The sequence below is a fragment of the Pseudomonas paraveronii genome (assembly GCF_963681955.1).
GTDB classification, from domain to species: Bacteria; Pseudomonadota; Gammaproteobacteria; order Pseudomonadales; family Pseudomonadaceae; genus Aquipseudomonas; species Aquipseudomonas paraveronii.
The window spans coordinates 5,137,787-5,155,427 of record NZ_OY817130.1; the positions used below are offsets into that span (position 1 = coordinate 5,137,787).

Sequence of the window (17,641 nt, forward strand, 5' to 3'; positions counted from 1 at the left end):
CATGGTTTGAACAGCCGCCGCTAAGCTGAGCCCATCAAAAAAGCCTGCAGAGGACGTCCCATGTCGTCGCCCGAACCCAAGTCCATGCCCCTCGATGCCGAGATGGAAAAACAGCGCGCCGAACTGGCCAGCATCGTGCATCGGCATACCTGGGAAGACGGCTCCTACGGTACGGCGATCACGTCACTGTTCCTGAACCGCCACAACACGCCGCGCGACTTCAGCCCGGTGCTGGTGGAACCCGCCTTGTGCATCCTGGCCAACGGCCGCAAGGAAGTGCGCCTGGCTGACGAAATTTTTGCCTATGACCCGCTCAATTACCTGGTGTTTTCGGTGTCGATGCCGGTGGCCGGGCGGATCATCGATGCCACTCCGCAAGACCCTAACCTGTCGATCCGCATCAACATCGACCCGGCGCAGCTCACCGCCCTGATCGCAGAAGCCGGGCCGATGGGGGTGCCGTCGCGCCCGACCCCGCGTGGGATGTACGTCGACCGCATCGACAACCAACTGCTCGACGCCGTACTGCGCTTGACGCGCTTGCTCGATTCGCCCAAAGACATTGCGATGCTGGCGCCGTTAATCAGCCGCGAAATTCTCTACCGCTTGTTACGTGGGCCGCAGGGCTACCGGCTGTATGAAATCGCCGTGGCCAACAGTCAGAGTCATCGGGTCAGCCAGGCGATCAAATGGCTCAATGGCAACTATGAACAGCCGCTGCGCATCGATGACCTGGCCAAGGAAGTGAACCTGAGCGTCTCGACCTTGCACCACCGTTTCAAAGCCATCACCGCCATGAGCCCGCTGCAATACCAGAAGCAGTTGCGCTTGCAGGAAGCGCGGCGGCTGATGATTGCCGAAGGGCTGGAAGCCTCCGCGGCGGGGTATCGGGTGGGGTATGAAAGCCCGTCGCAGTTCAGCCGCGAGTACAGCCGGTTGTTTGGTGCGCCGCCGCTGCGGGATTTGGCGAGGTTGCGTCAGAGCGTGTGATTCACTGCCGATCAGATGTGGGAGGGGTGGTGCGACTTGCTCCCGATGGCGGTGAGTCAGCTAAAGATAAGCTGACTGTTGCACCGCTATCGGGAGCAAGCTCCCTCCCACATTTGCCCGATGGTGTTCTTTAGTCGAGGGTTCGGGGCAGTTGCAAGGTGACCCGCAAGCCACCCTCGCGCAAATTCTGCAAACTCACTTCGCCGCCATGGCTGTGCGCAATGTTGCGCGCGATGCCCAGGCCCAGGCCGTAGCCCTGCTGCTGGCCGGCGAGGCGGAAGTGCGGTTCGAAGACTTGCTCCAGGCGCTGTTCCGGCACGCCGGGGCCTTCGTCGTCGACGTGCAGGATGAACTCCGCGCCATCGTCCTCGATATGCAAATGGGCGTTCTGCCCGTACTTCAATGCGTTGTCAATCAGGTTGCCGATGCAGCGCTTGAGCGCCAGCGGCTTGCCCGGATACGGCGCCAACGCGCGCCCATGCTGGGTCACGCGGCCGTTGCCGTTGGGCGCCAGGTACGGCTCCACCAGGCAGTCGAGCACATGGTTGAGGTCGACCGGTTCGATATTTTCGTGAATGTCGGTGTCTTTCACGCACTGCAGCGCGCCTTTGACCAGCAACTCCAACTCATCCAGGTCGCGGCCGAATTTGGTTTGCAGGTTTTCATCTTCGAGCAATTCAACCCGTAGGCGCAGGCGTGTGATCGGTGTGCGCAAGTCGTGGGAAATTGCACTGAACAACTGGCTGCGTTCGGTGAGGTAACGGCTGATGCGTTCGCGCATGGCATTGAAGGCGCGCCCCACTTCCACCACTTCACTGCCGCCGCCTTCGGCCACCGGCTCCACGTCGGCGCCCAGCGACATGTCCCGCGCTGCCCGCGCCAGGCGCTTGAGCGGCCGGCTCTGCCAGTGGACCAACAGGCCGATGAACAGCAGCAAAAAGCCGCTGGTCAGCACGATAAACCACACTTGCTGCGACGGCAGACCTTGCTCTTCGAGGCTGGTGTACGGCTCGGGCAACAGCGAGGCGATGTACAGCCATTCGCCGGGAGCGAGTTGGATCTGGGTGACCAGCACCGGCGGGTTCACCGGCTCCAGGGTCAACGCGTAATGCGCCCAGGAGCGTGGCAGCTCATCGAGTTTCAATCCGGCATTGAAGATGCGCAGGTCTTCGGCACTGACGAACTCCACCGAGATATGCACATCGGCGCCCAAGGTCTGGCGCAGCACTTCATCGACCGCTTTGAGCACCGCTTGCTTGCGCGGGGTCTGCGGCAAGATCGCCATGTCCAGCGGGCGGTCATTGAGCGTCACCACAAAACGTGTGCCGCCCATGCTGCGCAATTGGTCGAGAACCAACGGGCGATAAGCCACCGGCAGCGAACGGAAATAGCTCACGCTGGCCGTCATCGAATGCGCCAGGCTACGGGCGCTGGTGACCAGGCCTTCGAGCTGGGTGGCGCGCAATTGCGAAACCCAGATCACGCTGGACAGCGCCTGGGCGAACAGCACCGCGAGCAAGGTCAGCAGCAGCATGCGCCCCAGCAGCGAGCGCGGCACCGGGAAGCGGCGGCGCCGTTCGCTCAGGTGTTCAATGGGCATTGCCGGCAACCACGCTGGCTGCCAGTTGATAACCGCTGCCGCGCACGGTGCGGATCAGCCTCGGCGGTTTTTCCGTGTCGCGCAGGCGTTGGCGCAGGCGGCTGACGGCCATGTCGACGATCCGATCGAGCGGCATCAGGTCGCGGCCACGGGTGGCGTTGCCGATGGTGTCGCGGTCGAGGATTTGTTGCGGGTGGTCGAGAAACAGCTTGAGCAGGGCAAAGTCGGCACCGGAGAGGATCACCTCTTCACCGTCGACGTGAAACAGTCGGTGGCTGATCGTATCCAGGCGCCATTCATCGAACGCCAACACCTCGCCATTGCCGCTGCGCTCCTGGCCGAACTGGCAGCGGCGTAACAGGGCCTTGATCCGCGCCTGCAACTCGCGGGGGCTGAAAGGCTTGCCGATATAGTCGTCGGCGCCCAGCTCCAGGCCGATCACGCGGTCGGCTTCGTCGGAACTGGCGGTGAGCATGATGATCGGCACCTGCGCCTGGCGCGGGTGCTGGCGAATCCAGCGACACAGGCTGAAGCCGTCTTCGTCCGGCAACATCACATCGAGGATGACCAGGTCGCACGGCGCCTCGTCCATCGCCTGACGGAACCCCGCACCGTCCGGCACGCCACGTACCTGGAAACCGGCGCGACTGAGGTAGGTTTGCAGCAATTCGCGGATTTCCTGGTCGTCGTCGACGAGGAGAATCGATTTACTGAATACGCTCACGGGGTCCTCCTTGTTGTTATGGCCATGCTGTAGGAGCGAGCTTGCTCGCGAAAATCCTGAGGCTGCCGCGTATCACCTGATGCGCTTCGTTATCGTCAACATTCTTCGCGAGCAAGCTCGCTCCTACATGGCGAATGCCTGTTCAAGCGCCACACCCGCCCCGGTCAACCCGGAATACGGCGCCGTCACCAGCCACACCGGAATGCCCTTGAAGTAGTCACTCATGCAGCCTTTGTCACTGAAGCTCTTGGCAAAATCGCTGTGGATAAAGAAGTCGGCAAACCGCGGGATCACCCCGCCGACGATATACACACCGCCCCGCGCGCCGGTGGTCAGCACGTTGTTACCGGCTACGCGGCCCAGCCAGATACTGAACTGGTTCAACACTTCCATCGCGACCGGGTCGCCGGCCAGGCCTGCCGCCGTGATCGCTTCCGGCGTATCCAGCACCGGCGTGTGACCATCCACCGCACAGATCGCCCGATACACCCGTGGCAAACCTGCACCACTCAAGGCGCTTTCGGCGCTGACGTGGCCGATCTCAGTGTAAATGTGCTGCCACAGCTGGGCTTCCCGCGGGCTGCTCAGGGGCAGGTCGACATGCCCGCCCTCCCCCGGCAACGCGGCCCAACGGCCGCCGCCCAGGTCGAGCAAAGTGCCGACGCCCAGGCCGGTGCCCGGGCCGATCACCACCGCCGGGCGCAACGGTTCCGGCGTGCCAGGGCAGACCACGCGGAATTCGTCGGGCTTCAAGCGGGTCATGCCCAGGGCCATGGCCGAGAAGTCATTGACCAGCAGCAGTTCATCCACCTGCAAGGTCTTGCAAAACGCAGTCTTACTCAAGCGCCAGTGGTTGTTGGTGAATTTAAATTCATCACCGCTCACCGGCCCGGCCACCGACAGGCACACCGCACCGATGTCGCCGATCGCCAGGCCTTCTTCCTTGAGGTAGACCTTGATCGCGTCCTCCGGGCATTTATGATCCGCGGTGGCATGCACCCGGATCGAATGCAGTGCCTGATCCCGCCACAACGCAAAACGGGCGTTGGTACCGCCGATGTCACCGACCAGCGCAAGTTTCACTTAAGCGTCTCCAAGGCACAGGTAAAGGCGCTGGCGCCCTGCTCTGCGGAGCTTGCGGCCAAGCGCATAAAGGCAAACAGCTCGCGACCGGCCCCCACGTTATTGCCCAACAGGCCCGTGGCAGGTGTGCGCGCTGCAAATTCTGCGGCGTCCACCTTAAGCTCCAAGGTGCCTTTGACGCCATCCACGCGAATGATATCGCCATCGCGCACACGCGCCAGCGGCCCGCCGCTCTGGGCTTCGGGGTTGACATGGATCGCGGCGGGGATCTTACCCGAGGCGCCGGACATCCGCCCGTCCGTCACCAGCGCCACGTTGAAACCACGGTCCTGCAACACGCCAAGGAACGGGGTCATCTTGTGCAATTCGGGCATGCCGTTGGAGCGCGGCCCCTGGAAGCGCATCACCGCGACAAAGTCTTTTTCCAACTGGCCGGCCTTGAACGCATCAGCCAGATCCTGCTGGTCCTGGAACACCACCGCCGGGGCTTCGACGATCTGGTGCTCGGGGGCCACGGCGGAGACTTTCATCACGCCACGGCCGAGGTTGCCTTCCATCACGCGCAAACCACCTTCCGGCGAGAACGCACGGGCCACGGGGCGCAGGATGGCTTCGTCGAGGCTTTCGATCGGGCCGTCGCGCCAGATCAGCTCGCCGTCGACCAGGAACGGTTCCTGCGTGTAGCGGCTCAGGCCCTTGCCGGCCACGGTGTTGACGTCTTCGTGCAGCAGGCCGGCTTCGAGCAGTTCGCGGATCAGGAACGACATGCCGCCCGCCGCCTGGAAGTGGTTGATGTCGGCCTTGCCGTTTGGATACACGTGCGACAGGGTCGGCACCACTGCGGAGAGGTCGGCCATGTCCTGCCAGGTCAGGATGATACCCGCCGACATGGCGATGGCTGGCATGTGCAGGGTGTGGTTGGTAGAACCGCCGGTGGCGTTGAGCGCGACGATGGCGTTGACGATGGATTTTTCGTCGACGATCTCGCCGATCGGCGTGAAGTTGCCGTTGGCCTTGGTCAGACGCGTGACCTGATGCGCGGCTTCGCGGGTCAGCGCGTCACGCAGCGGCGTGTACGGGTTGACGAACGAGGCGCCGGGCAAATGCAGGCCCATCACTTCCATCAGCAACTGGTTGGTATTGGCGGTGCCATAGAAGGTGCAGGTGCCGGGGCTGTGGTAGGACTTCATCTCCGATTCCAGCAGCTCTTCGCGGCTGGCCTTGCCTTCGGCGTAGCGCTGGCGCACGTCGGCCTTCTGCTTGTTGGAGATGCCCGAGGGCATTGGCCCGCCGGGGACGAAGATCATCGGCAGATGGCCGTAGCGCAGGGCGCCCATCATCAGGCCGGGGACGATCTTGTCGCAGATGCCCAGCATCAGCGCCGCATCGAACATGTTGTGGGACAGCGCTACCGCCGTGGACATGGCAATGACTTCGCGGCTGAGCAGGCTCAGCTCCATGCCCGGTTCGCCCTGGGTCACGCCGTCGCACATGGCCGGCGTGCCGCCGGCGAACTGGCCGACCGAACCGACTTCGCGCAGGGCCTTTTTGATCTGTTCAGGGAAATGTTCATACGGCTGGTGCGCCGAGAGCATGTCGTTATATGACGAAACAATTGCCACGTTGGCGGCGTTCATCATGCGCAGGCTATTTTTATCTTCGGTGCCGCAACCGGCCACGCCGTGGGCAAAGTTGGCGCATTGCAGCTTGCCGCGCATCGGGCCGTCGCTGGCGGCGCCGCGAATGAGCGCAAGGTAAGCCTCGCGGGTAGCACGACTGCGGGCGATAAGCCGTTCGGTGACCTCAAGAACGCGGGGATGCATGTGTAGAACTCCAGGCTAGCGGATGTGGCGACCTGAGCGTCTATGCTGATCAAACGCCCGCAGCACATGGGATGGCAGGGAGTCGTTTGGATCATCGGACCAGTTGATTCAGGTCACTCGTTGTAGATTGAACAAAATATTGCCATTAAAAAGGCTTGTTTTCTATTTTTATGCGAATAATCTTGTAATTCTTACAACAAATCGACGACAGGCAGCTTCCAATGACTCTTCGAATCGCAATCAATGGTTTTGGCCGTATCGGCCGCAATGTCTTGCGCGCACTGTATACCCAAGGCTATCGCCAGGATTTGCAGATCGTCGCCATCAATGACCTGGGCGACAGTTCGATCAATGCCCACCTGCTCAAATATGACACCGTCCACGGTACTTTCGATGCAGAGGTCGCCCACGATCAGGAAAGCCTGACCGTCAATGGTGACCGGATCGCCGTCAGTGCCATTCGCAACCCGGCCGACCTGCCCTGGGCTGCGCACAATATCGACGTGGTGTTCGAATGCACCGGCCTGTTCACCGACCGTGCCAAGGCTGCCGCCCATATTAGCGCCGGCGCGCGCAAGGTGATCATCTCCGCCCCGGCCAAAGGCGCGGATGCCACCGTGGTCTACGGGGTAAACCATGACATTTTGCGTCAATCCCACCAGATCATCTCCAACGCCTCCTGCACCACCAACTGCCTGGCGCCGGTGGCCCAAGTGCTGCACCGCGAGCTGGGCATCGAAAGCGGCCTGATGACCACTATCCATGCCTACACCAACGACCAGAACCTGACCGACGTCTACCACACCGACCCCTACCGCGCGCGCTCGGCCACCCAGAACATGATCCCGAGCAAGACCGGCGCCGCCGAAGCGGTCGGCCTGGTGCTGCCGGAACTGGCGGGCAAGCTGACCGGCATGGCCGTGCGGGTGCCGGTGATCAACGTATCGCTGGTGGACCTCACCGTGCAGTTGAAAAAAGACGCCACGGCCGAGGAAGTCAACGCGCTGCTCAAGGAAGCCAGCCAGCACTCGAAAATCCTCGGCTACAACACCCTGCCGCTGGTTTCCAGTGACTTCAACCACAACCCGCTGTCGTCGATCTTCGACGCCAACCACACCAAGTCCAGCGGCAAACTGCTGAAAGTACTGGCCTGGTACGACAATGAGTGGGGCTTCTCCAACCGCATGCTGGATAACTGCCTGGCGCTCTGCAACGCCGAGTAATCTTTTGTGGGAGGGGCGGTCCGACGATTCGACTTGCTCCCGATGGCGGTGTATCAGTCATGCATGTGTTGACTGACATTCCGTAATCGGGAGCAAGCTCCCTCCCACATTTGATCGGTCGAGGCCCAGAGAAACAGTCACTTGCCATTTTCGTTGATGATACGCATTATCATTAACTGCAAATCGGTCCGGTATCGCTGTGAGCCAATCTCGCTTCAACCAAGTCTTTCTCACCCAACGGGTGATTCTGCTACGCACCTTGCAGCGGATGGTGAACAACCACAGCACCGCCGAGGACCTGTTGCAGGAAACCTACCTGCGCGTGACCCGGGCCCTGGGCGAGCGGCCGATCGATCACCTCGAACCCTTCGTCTACCAGACCGCGCGCAACCTCGCGCTGGATCACTTGCGTTCGCGCAGGATACAGGCGCGCACACTGCAGGAAGATGTCCCGCTGGACGTCCTGCAAAGTGTCGCCGCCCCCATCAGCACGCCCGAAGATGCGACCCAGGCCGAGCAACTGCTTGAGCACCTGAGCATCAGCCTCGGCCAGTTGAGCGCGCGCCAGCAGCAGATCTTCATCCTCAGCCGCCTGCACGGTTGCAGCTACCAGGAGATTGCCGATCAGTTGGAAGTGTCCTTGAGCACGGTGCAAAAGGAACTGAAATTGATCATGGCCATCTGTGTAGGTGTGGCCGAACGGCTGGATCAGCCTTAAGCTTCATCCGACAGAAATGTCGATCCAGGCTGTAGGAAAGATAAATAGAACGCGGCGAAGACCCGAGGCACACCGTGACGGACCCGAATAAACTGCGCCCCCATGCGCTGGCTCATGAGGTGTTGCAAAACCCGGCGATGGACCAGGCCCTCGACTGGCTGATCGCCTTGCAGTGCCCGCAACCCGGGCAGCAGGCCGCGTTCGAAGCCTGGCTGGCCGGCGATCCGGCGCGCGCCCAGGCCTTCGGCAAAGCCCAGGCGGCCTGGGCTGGCGCGCCCGTCCACAGCGCCGCCGTCGCCCTGGCGGCACCGCGCAAGCCCAACGCCTGGCGCCGCATCAAGCCGCATTGGAAACCACTGGCCACCGCCGCCGTATTGATGCTCGGGCTGTTCAGCTTCAGCAACCTACCGGTACGCCTGCAAGCCGACCACCTCACCGTGGTGGGTGAACGCCAGCGCCTGCAATTGGACGAGGGCTCGAACGTCTTGCTGAACACCGATTCGGCGTTCTCCAGCAGCATCAAAGACCACCAGCGCATCGCCCGCCTCTACCAGGGCGAAGCGTTTTTCGAGGTGACGCCCAACCGCGGCCTGCCCCTTGAAGTCGACGCCGGCCCCGTGCGCGCCAGCGTGCGCGACACCGCGTTCGCCGTGCGTTACCTCAATGGCGAAGCCCAGGTGCAGGTGCAGCGCGGCGATGTCGACCTGAGCAACACCTTCGACGATGCCCGCGTGCGCCTGAGCGCCGGGCAAAGCATCCGCATCGGCCCCAAGGGTTTCGGCCAACCCGCCAGACTCGATGCCAACAAAGACCTGGCCTGGGTCCAGGGCCGGCTGATTTTCGAAAACTGCCCGATGAGCGAAGTGCTCGCCGAATTGCGCCGCTATTACCCAGGCTGGATCGTCAACACCAACGAGCAACTCGCCAGCGTCGCCGTCACCGGCAACTACCGCCTCGACCAGCCGTTGGACGTGGTGCGCTCCCTGGCCCACATCACCTCGGCCAAGCTCTCTGAATACCCGGCACTGGTGATCCTGAACTAAATGAGAATTATTTTTACTCGATAACGCTCGACGGTACGTCTCGTCTTAGTCAATGCAACTGATTCCCATTTGAATCGGTTCGCAACTATAAGATTCGTATCTCCGGAGCGCTTTCGATGTCCTCTCGTTTCAATCGCCGGTCTTCTTCGCCCGTGCTGTCCTTGCTGACCGCCGCCATCCTGCTGGCCGGTGCGCCGGTGATGGTCGCCGCCGCCGAACCCACCGCCCGCAGCCAGGGCAACTACAGTTTCAGCATCGAACAGCAGCCGCTGGTTGCGGCACTCAATGCCTTCACCGCCGTGACCGGCTGGCAAGTCGGCCTGCCGGCGGAGCTGGGCCAGGGTGTGTCGTCGCCTGGCGTGCGCGGTGCGCTGTCGCCGGAAAAAGCCCTGGAGCGCCTGTTGATGGGGACCAACCTGAGCTACCGCAAACTCGGCAACAGCAGCATCGCCCTGGAAAAGCGCGCTGCCGGCAGCGTCCTCAACCTGCAACAGGTGACCATCAGCGCCACCCGTAACGAGCAGGACGTCAACAGCGTACCGAACACCGTCAGCGTGCATGAGCGTGAAGCGCTGGACCGCCAGAACGTCAACAACATCCGCGAGTTGGTGCGCTACGAACCCGGCGTCTCGGTCGGTGGCGCCGGCACCCGCGCCGGCAACGCGGGCTACAACATTCGCGGTATCGACGGCGACCGCATCCTCACCCAGGTCGATGGCGTGGAAGTGCCGGACAACTTCTTCAACGGCCCCTATGCCAAGACCCGTCGCAACTACGTCGACCCGGAAATCGTCAAGCGCGTGGAAATCCTGCGCGGCCCGGCGTCAGCCCTGTACGGCAGCAGCGCCATCGGCGGGGCGGTGAGCTATTTCACCCTCGACCCGGACGACATCATCAAGCCCGGCCAGGACGTCGGCGCCCGCCTCAAGACCGGCTACAGCTCCGCCGATGAGAGCTGGCTGACCTCCGCCACCGTCGCCGGCCGCGTGCAGGACGTCGACGGTTTGCTGCACCTGAGCCAGCGCAATGGCCATGAAACCGAAGCCTACGACGGCAACAACGCCACCGGCCTGGCCCGTACTGGCGCCAACCCCGAGGAGGCGCGCACCACCAACGTGCTGGCCAAGCTGGGCTGGAATTATGGCGATGACAACCGTCTGGGCCTGACTTACGAGAAGTACAAGGACGATCGCGACGTCAACCTGAAGAATGCGGTGGGAGGCCCGTTCGTCGGCGGCCAAGGCTTCAATCTCTACCGTGACCGACGGGGCAACGACACCATCACCCGCGAACGTTTCGGCCTGGAAAATACCTTCGCCCTCGACTCGCCCATGGCTGATCGCATCAAGACCAGCCTCAATTACCAGATCGCCAAGACCGACCAGACCACCGCAGAAATCTACCAGGCGGGCCGTCGGGTATTGCGCACCCGCGACACGCTTTACGAAGAAAAGCAGTGGATATTCGATGCCCAGTTGGACAAGGCTTTCAGCCTCGGCGACACCGATCACCAAGTGACCTACGGCACCACGCTCAAGCAGCAGAAAGTCACTGGCTCCCGCGAGGGCGCGGCCACTTGCCTCGCCGTCGGCGCCGGTTGCACAGCCATTGGCGCGCCCAGCCCAACGGCCAGCGACAGCGTGACGAAGACCAGCGACTTCCCGGACCCAACCATCAACACCTATTCGCTGTTTGCCCAGGATCAGATCGCGTGGGACAAATGGACATTCCTGCCCGGCGTGCGTTATGACTACACCCGGCTCAAACCCAAGCTGACCCAGGAATTCCTCAGCAACGTCAACCCGACCGGCCAATACCCGGTGAGCGACAAGGAAAAAACCTGGCACCGTGTCACCCCCAAGTTCGGCCTGACTTACGCCCTGACCGATCACTACACCGTGTTTGGCCAATACGCCGAAGGCTTCCGCACGCCCTCGGCCAAGGCGCTGTACGGACGCTTTGAAAACCTGAACCTGGGCTACACCGTCGAGCCCAATCCCGACCTCAAGCCGGAAACCAGCAAAGGCATTGAAACCGGGATTCGCGGCAAGTTCGACGCGGGCTCCTTCGACATCGCGGTGTTTTACACCAAGTACCGCGACTTTATCGACGAAGACAACGCGGTCGTCGGCGGCACCGTCGAACAGTTCCAGGCCGTCAATATCAAGCGCGCAACCATCAAGGGCGCGGAAGCCAAGGGCCGCTTGAACCTCGACGCCTTCGGGGCGCCTCAGGGCCTGTATACCCAGGGGTCGATTGCCTACGCCTACGGGCGCAACGACGACAGCGGCGAGCCACTGAACAGCGTCAACCCACTCAAAGGCGTATTCGGCCTGGGTTACGAACAGGACAACTACGGTGGCCTGTTGAGCTGGACGCTGGTGAAAAAACAGGATCGCGTCGACAGCAGCAGCTTCCACGCTCCCGACGGCAGCACCGACGGTCCGTTCAAGACCCCTGGCTTCGGTGTGGTCGACCTGACCGCCTTCTACAAAGTCACCCAGGACGTGACGCTCAACGGCGGGCTCTACAACCTGACCGACAAGAAGTACTGGAACTGGGATGACGTGCGCAGCTACGACAGCGTCGGCGAAGCCGGTGTCACCGGCCCGGCCAACCTTGACCGCCTGACCCAGCCCGGTCGCAACTTCGCGATCAATGTGGTCTGGGACATCTGATCAACCCGCCTCGCCTCGTCGGAATTAATCAGCGATGAGGTGAGGATTTTTTACTGTGCCGCGTCTTCTTGTTCGTCTAGTTACTAACCGCCCAGCCACGCCCCAGGGCATCACGGCGCTCCCCTTCTCAAGGACTTTTTCATGACCGCTTCTCCTTCCGCAGAACGCCCAAGCCTGCGCTCCCAGCGCCTGAACCAGATCACCACCGCGCCGCACACCCGGCTCGACGCGCTGGTCAAGGCGCACGCGCCGTTTGAAACCCAGCCCAACTTCGCGCGTTTCGTGGTGGCGCAGTACCTGTTCCAGTCGGAACTGGTGGCGCTGTACAACGATGCCGACCTGATCAAGATCGTTCCCGACCTGGCCGAACGCTGCCGCGCCGACGCCGCCAGGCTGGACCTGGCCGACCTGGACACCGACGTCCCGGCCCCCGTCCCCGGCGCTGTGCAGAACCCAAGCAAAGCCGAAGCCCTGGGCTGGTTGTTCGTCTCCGAAGGCTCCAAGCTGGGCGCCGCGTTCCTGATCAAGCGTGCCGTGGGCCTGGGCCTGAGCGAAACCTTCGGCGCCCGCCACCTCGGCGAGCCGGCCGGCGGTCGTGCCGAAGGCTGGAAGCGCTTCACCCGCACCCTCGACAGCCTGGAATTCAGCGCCGAAGAAGAGGCCGATGTGGAAAAAGGCGCGATCAATGCGTTTATGCGCTTCACGGTGTTGCTCGAACAGGCTTACGCTACAGCCCCTGAACTGGCCTGATACTCGATTGAAATGCGATCGGTGGGAGGGGCTTTCTCCCTCCCACAATTAGATCTCATTCCAAGCCGATTTTTTGTTATCCCTACGTTGCACGCACCCATGACCGGCAAACCCCAATCCACCTCGAAAATCGCCCAGCTCCTCTTCGGCCTGCTGGCCTACGTCAGCCTGGGTATCGGGTTGGTCGCGATTGTCGTGCCGGGTTTGCCCACCACCGAATTCATCCTGCTGGCCGCCTGGGCTGCCACTAAAAGCTCGCCGCGCCTCAGCGCCTGGCTGGAAAACCACCGCCTGTTCGGGCCGATCCTGTTCAACTGGCGCAACGGCAAGATCATCGCGCGCCGCGCCAAAATCAGCGCCACCGCCAGCATGCTGCTCTGCGCCTGCCTGATGCTGGTGATGCTCGATCACGGCTGGCCGATCTACCTGGCCATCGCCGGAATGAGCCTGGGCAACCTGTGGATCTGGTCCCGTCCGGAACGGCTCGCACGCCCCGTATAACGCGGAATGTAGGCGTTTTCCTACCGTTCATCGCCTCCCTCTCATGAAACCCCTGGCTGCGCCGATGTTCCGGATAAGGCGCCGAATGGACTTGGCCCAGCTCGCATACCAACAAGTCCATCCGTGAGTGAAGCTATGTTCGATACCCTCTCCATCCGCTTGAAAATCGTGCTGCTGTCTGGCCTCTGCCTGCTGGGAGTGATTGGGCTGGTGGTCGGCATCAATATTTACAACACCGCGCAGAACGACGCGTTGGTCAGCGACTCAAGCTCACGAATGCTCACCGCCAGTGTCGAACAACTGCTGCAAGCCAAGGCCGCCGAACAGGCGGTGCAACTGCAGAGAACCTTCGGCGACAGCCTGGTGGCGCTGACTGCTCTCGCCGATCAGGTCAAAGACCTGCGCAACCTGGGCGCCAAGCGGTCCCTCGAACCCGGCGCGCTGCGCGAAGAACTCAACCAGAGCCTGAAAACCGCGTTCGAACGCAACAGCAAGGTGCTGGGGATCTGGCTGGCGTTCGAGCCCAACGGGCTGGAGGGCAAGGACAGCGAGTTTATCGACGACAAGGCGCGTGCCTCCAACGACAAAGGCCGTTTCTCCAGCTACTGGAGCCGCGCCGGCGGCGAAGGTTTGAACACGATGCTGGTCGAAGAGGACCTGAACAAGACCACCCCTAACCTCAACGGCACGCCCTACAACATCTGGTACACCTGCCCACGCGACACCCGCCGCACTTGCCTGCTGGACCCGTATGAAGACACGGTGGCCGGCAAGCTTGTGCTGATGACCACCATCGCCCTGCCGCTGCTGGTGGACGGTAAAGTCATCGGCGTCATCGGCGTCGACATTGCCCTCGGTGCCTTGCAAGCGACCACCGATGCCGCGCAGAAAGACCTGTTCAACGGTACGGCGCAGCTGGGAATTATCTCCAGCACCGGCTTGATCGCCGCCTACAGTGGCGAACCGGCCAAGGTCGGCAAGAACCTGATCGACACCCTGGGTGCCGAAGGCAAAGACATCGTGCAACTGCTGGCCAGCGACAACCGCACGATTCACGAACAGGACGACACCATTCGCGCGGTGTACCCGGTCAAACCGCTTGCCGACGCCAAGTCCTGGGGCGTGGTGATCAAGTTGTCCAAGGCCGTTTTGCTGGCCGATAACGTCAAGCTGCAAGCCGTACTCGACAAGGCACACGCCAACGGCACGCTAAAGGCCTTGCTGGTGGCGGCCGTCGCCGCATTGCTCGGCCTGCTGCTGATCTGGCTGACCGCCACCGGCGTGACCCGGCCGATCAACAGCGTGGCCGCCATGCTCAAGGACATCGCCAGCGGAGACGGCGACCTCACCCAGCGCCTGGCCTATGCCAAGAAAGATGAGCTGGGCGAGCTGGTGATCTGGTTCAACCGTTTCCTCGACAAGTTGCAACCGACCATCGCGCAGATCAAGCAAAGCATCACCGAGGCCCGTGGCACGGCCGACCAGTCTTCGGCCATTGCGCGCCAGACCAGCGAAGGCATGCAGGTGCAGTTTCGCGAGATCGACCAGGTAGCCACGGCGTCCAACGAAATGAGCGCCACCGCCCATGACGTCGCCAACAGCGCCTCCAACGCCGCCAGCGCGGCGCGCGGGGCCGATCAGTCGGCACGTGAAGGCATGTCGATCATCGAGCAGAGCACTCGAGATATCACCACACTCGCCAATGAAGTCAGCAAGGCCGTGGGCGAAGTCGAAGCGCTGGCCGTCAACAGCGAACAGATCGGTTCAGTGCTGGAAGTGATCCGCAGCATTGCCGAGCAGACCAACCTGCTGGCGCTCAACGCCGCCATCGAAGCGGCACGCGCCGGGGAAAGCGGCCGCGGGTTTGCGGTGGTGGCCGACGAAGTGCGCAACCTGGCCAAACGCACCCAGGATTCGGTGGAGGAAATTCGCCAGGTGATCGAACGCATCCAGAGCGGCACCCGTGGCGTGGTGGCGACCATGCATTCCAGCCAGCAGCAGGCCCAGAGCAACGCCGGGCAGATCCATCAGGCCGTGCAGGCGCTGGGCAAGATCAGCGACGCGGTGACGGTGATCAGCGACATGAACCTGCAGATCGCCAGCGCCGCCGAACAACAGAGTGCCGTGGCCGAAGAGGTCAACCGCAACGTGTCGGCGATCCGCACCGTGACCGAGACCCTCACCGGCCAGGCCACGGAGTCAGCGGCCATCAGCAGCCAACTCAATGCACTGGCCAGCCAGCAGATGAAACTGATGGATCAGTTCAGGGTGTAAACAACACTGTAGGAGCGAGCTTGCTCGCGAAGAACGTCAACGATCACGCGTGCATCCTGGATGAACGCGGTGTCCTTGAGTTTTTCGCGAGCAAGCTCGCTCCTACAGGCCGGTCCAGGCCGTGACAAACGCCGCCACATCCTCTTTCGGCGCAGTACGCGGCGGGTTCTGCGGCGTGCCCAGGTACAAGAAGCCAATGACTTCCTCGCCCTCTTTCAGTCCCAGCCCCTTGGCCACATGGGCCGAGTAGGACAAATCCCCGGTGCGCCACACCGCACCAATCCCCTGGGCATAGGCCGCCAGCAGGATGCCATGGGCCGCACACGCCGCCGCCAGCAACTGCTCGGATTTCGGCACCTTGAAATGTTCCTGCAGGCGAGCAATCACCACCACCACCAACGGCGCGCGCATCGGGCCGTTCTGGGCCTTGTCGAGGGCGGCCTGCGGGGCGTCGGGGTCTTGCACACGGGCGGCTTCGACCAGCAACGTGCCCAACTGCTCACGGGCCGCGCCTTCCACGGTGAGGAACCGCCAAGGACGCAACTGGCCGTGATCGGGCGCACGCATGGCCGCGGCGAACAGCACATCACGCTGCTCCTGGGTCGGTGCCGGTTCCAGCAGGCGCGGCACGGAAACACGGTTGAGCAAAGCGTCGAGAGCCTGCATTGGCCACCTCCAGAGAAAAATGTGCGGTCATTCTAGCGGGAATGAATCGGCATGCCATCAAACGATAATTGCTCTTATTCAAACCGCCCCGCCCTGTTAGACTTTGCGGCCTTGTTTTTCGCCTTTTTTCAGGAAACTCGATGTTCCGTTCGCTTCTTCGCCTGTCTGCAGGACTGATGGCCATGAGCCTGGTTGCCTGCGATGACGCCCCCCGGTTTACCCAGGCTGATCCGGGAGAAGCGCGGGCCGGCGGTGCAACGACGGTGAACAAGCGCGACCAGAATGCCTTTTCCCTGCCCTCGGCCAACCTGTCGCCGACCCGCCGCCTGGATTTCAGCGTCGGAAATAGTTTCTTCCGCAGCCCCTGGGTGATCGCGCCGTCCACCACCACCGCACGCGATGGGCTGGGGCCGCTGTTCAACACCAATGCCTGCCAGAACTGCCATATCAAGGACGGCCGTGGCCACCCGCCGCTGGCCGACGCGCAGAACGCGGTGTCGATGCTGGTGCGCCTGTCGATCCCGGATGCGCCGCCGTATGCCAAGCTCATCGAGCACCTCGGCGTGGTGCCCGAGCCGGTCTACGGTGGGCAATTGCAGGACATGGCCATACCCGGCGTAACGCCAGAGGGCAAGGTGCGGGTCGACTACACGCCGGTCAACGTCACGTTCAAGGACGGCAGCGTCGTCGAACTGCGCAAGCCCAACCTGCAGATCACCCAACTCGGCTACGGCCCGATGCATCCGGACACACGTTTCTCCGCGCGCATCGCCCCGCCGATGATCGGCCTGGGCCTGCTTGAAGCGATTGCCGACGCGGACATCCTGCGCAACACCGACCCGAAGACCGCCGACAAGGAAGCCATTGTCGGCCGCGCGAATTGGGTCTGGGATGATGCCCGGCAGAAAACCGTGCTCGGGCGTTTCGGCTGGAAAGCCGGGCAACCCAACCTCAATCAACAAAACGTTCACGCCTTTTCCGGTGATATGGGCCTCACCACGTCGCTGAGGCCCGTCGATGACTGCACCGACGTCCAGGTCGCCTGCAAGCAGGCGCCCAACGGCAACGGCCCCGATGGCGAGCCGGAAGTCAGCGATAACATCCTGCGCCTGGTGCTGTTCTACACCCGCAACCTGGCGGTGCCCGTGCGCCGCGACGTCAACGCGCCCCAGGTGCTGGCCGGGAAAAACCTGTTCTACCAGGCCGGTTGCCAGGGCTGTCACACGCCGTCGTTCACCACGGCTGCCAACGCCGCCGAACCTGAACTGGCCAACCAGGTGATCCGCCCCTACAGCGATCTGCTGCTGCATGACATGGGCGACGGCCTGGCCGATCACCGCAGCGAATTCAAGGCCAGTGGCCGCGACTGGCGCACGCCGCCGTTGTGGGGCATCGGCCTGACGCAAACCGTCAGTGGCCACACCCAGTTCTTGCATGACGGCCGCGCCCGCAACCTGCTGGAAGCCGTGCTGTGGCATGGCGGTGAAGCACACGCGGCGCAGCAGCATGTGTTGTCCTTCAATGCCGAACAGCGCGCTGCGCTGCTGGCGTTCCTGAATTCTCTATAA

14 protein-coding genes are annotated in these 17,641 nt (G+C 62.5%); 9 read left to right on the forward strand and 5 right to left on the reverse strand.

The genetic code is table 11. The features are described 5' to 3' along the window. Positions 1 to 60: 60 nt before the first annotated feature. Complete coding sequence (locus tag U5A08_RS23710) at positions 61 to 990, forward strand: AraC family transcriptional regulator (protein ID WP_247404449.1); 930 nt, start codon at positions 61 to 63, stop codon at positions 988 to 990. Positions 991 to 1,120: 130 nt separating this feature from the next. On the opposite strand, the gene U5A08_RS23715 is transcribed toward U5A08_RS23710, so the two are convergent. From U5A08_RS23715 to edd, 4 genes are all read right to left on the reverse strand, one after another. After that, positions 1,121 to 2,548, reverse strand: a complete 1,428-nt coding sequence (locus tag U5A08_RS23715) for an ATP-binding protein (RefSeq protein ID WP_162231530.1) — start codon at positions 2,546 to 2,548, stop codon at positions 1,121 to 1,123. Positions 2,549 to 2,579: 31 nt separating this feature from the next. Continuing rightward, positions 2,580 to 3,314, reverse strand: coding sequence for a response regulator (locus U5A08_RS23720; protein ID WP_321848864.1), 735 nt, complete (start codon positions 3,312 to 3,314; stop codon positions 2,580 to 2,582). A gap of 123 nt (positions 3,315 to 3,437) precedes the next feature. Beyond that, on the reverse strand, positions 3,438 to 4,397 hold the full coding sequence (locus U5A08_RS23725; protein WP_253398531.1) for a glucokinase: 960 nt from the start codon (positions 4,395 to 4,397) through the stop codon (positions 3,438 to 3,440). Continuing rightward, entirely contained in the window at positions 4,394 to 6,220 is a 1,827-nt protein-coding gene (gene edd, locus U5A08_RS23730; protein WP_247406374.1) for a phosphogluconate dehydratase, read from the reverse strand. Before edd ends, U5A08_RS23725 begins: the two co-directional genes overlap by 4 nt. 221 nt (positions 6,221 to 6,441) lie before the next feature. Between edd and gap the strand changes: the two genes are divergently transcribed. The 7 genes from gap to U5A08_RS23765 all read left to right on the forward strand — a co-directional run bounded on the left by gap (position 6,442) and on the right by U5A08_RS23765 (position 15,407). Then, positions 6,442 to 7,443: a type I glyceraldehyde-3-phosphate dehydrogenase gene (gene gap, locus U5A08_RS23735; protein WP_046490029.1), complete on the forward strand. Its 1,002-nt coding sequence runs from the start codon at positions 6,442 to 6,444 to the stop codon at positions 7,441 to 7,443. Positions 7,444 to 7,642: 199 nt separating this feature from the next. Beyond that, on the forward strand, positions 7,643 to 8,161 hold the full coding sequence (locus U5A08_RS23740) for an RNA polymerase sigma factor (protein ID WP_253398536.1): 519 nt from the start codon (positions 7,643 to 7,645) through the stop codon (positions 8,159 to 8,161). Between the two features lie 74 nt (positions 8,162 to 8,235). Continuing rightward, positions 8,236 to 9,204 (forward strand): FecR family protein, encoded by a 969-nt coding sequence (locus U5A08_RS23745; protein WP_321848866.1) that lies wholly within the window; start codon positions 8,236 to 8,238, stop codon positions 9,202 to 9,204. A gap of 116 nt (positions 9,205 to 9,320) precedes the next feature. Beyond that, a complete protein-coding gene (locus U5A08_RS23750) occupies positions 9,321 to 11,882 on the forward strand; it encodes a TonB-dependent receptor (protein WP_321848868.1) in 2,562 nt (853 codons plus the stop codon). Between the two features lie 141 nt (positions 11,883 to 12,023). Further along, entirely contained in the window at positions 12,024 to 12,632 is a 609-nt protein-coding gene (locus U5A08_RS23755) for a biliverdin-producing heme oxygenase (protein WP_321848869.1), read from the forward strand. Between the two features lie 99 nt (positions 12,633 to 12,731). Then, positions 12,732 to 13,133, forward strand: coding sequence for a YbaN family protein (locus U5A08_RS23760; RefSeq protein WP_321848870.1), 402 nt, complete (start codon positions 12,732 to 12,734; stop codon positions 13,131 to 13,133). A gap of 135 nt (positions 13,134 to 13,268) precedes the next feature. After that, complete coding sequence (locus U5A08_RS23765) at positions 13,269 to 15,407, forward strand: methyl-accepting chemotaxis protein (protein WP_321848872.1); 2,139 nt, start codon at positions 13,269 to 13,271, stop codon at positions 15,405 to 15,407. A gap of 102 nt (positions 15,408 to 15,509) precedes the next feature. Here the strand turns inward: U5A08_RS23765 and U5A08_RS23770 are convergent, their stop codons facing one another. Then, positions 15,510 to 16,073: an NAD(P)H nitroreductase gene (locus U5A08_RS23770; RefSeq protein WP_253398549.1), complete on the reverse strand. Its 564-nt coding sequence runs from the start codon at positions 16,071 to 16,073 to the stop codon at positions 15,510 to 15,512. A gap of 140 nt (positions 16,074 to 16,213) precedes the next feature. Between U5A08_RS23770 and U5A08_RS23775 the strand changes: the two genes are divergently transcribed. Further along, positions 16,214 to 17,641 (forward strand): di-heme oxidoreductase family protein, encoded by a 1,428-nt coding sequence (locus U5A08_RS23775; protein ID WP_253398551.1) that lies wholly within the window; start codon positions 16,214 to 16,216, stop codon positions 17,639 to 17,641.

Excerpts from the sequence above, each read along its gene's own strand:
- U5A08_RS23760 (WP_321848870.1), top strand. The coding sequence starts at position 12,732 with ATGACCGGCAAACCCCAATCCACCTCGAAAATCGCCCAGCTCCTCTTC.
- U5A08_RS23775 (WP_253398551.1), top strand. The coding sequence starts at position 16,214 with ATGTTCCGTTCGCTTCTTCGCCTGTCTGCAGGACTGATGGCCATGAGC.
- U5A08_RS23770 (WP_253398549.1), bottom strand. The coding sequence starts at position 16,073 with ATGCAGGCTCTCGACGCTTTGCTCAACCGTGTTTCCGTGCCGCGCCTG.
- gap (WP_046490029.1), top strand. The coding sequence starts at position 6,442 with ATGACTCTTCGAATCGCAATCAATGGTTTTGGCCGTATCGGCCGCAAT.
- edd (WP_247406374.1), bottom strand. The coding sequence starts at position 6,220 with ATGCATCCCCGCGTTCTTGAGGTCACCGAACGGCTTATCGCCCGCAGT.
- U5A08_RS23750 (WP_321848868.1), top strand. The coding sequence starts at position 9,321 with ATGTCCTCTCGTTTCAATCGCCGGTCTTCTTCGCCCGTGCTGTCCTTG.
- U5A08_RS23710 (WP_247404449.1), top strand. The coding sequence starts at position 61 with ATGTCGTCGCCCGAACCCAAGTCCATGCCCCTCGATGCCGAGATGGAA.
- U5A08_RS23765 (WP_321848872.1), top strand. The coding sequence starts at position 13,269 with ATGTTCGATACCCTCTCCATCCGCTTGAAAATCGTGCTGCTGTCTGGC.
- U5A08_RS23755 (WP_321848869.1), top strand. The coding sequence starts at position 12,024 with ATGACCGCTTCTCCTTCCGCAGAACGCCCAAGCCTGCGCTCCCAGCGC.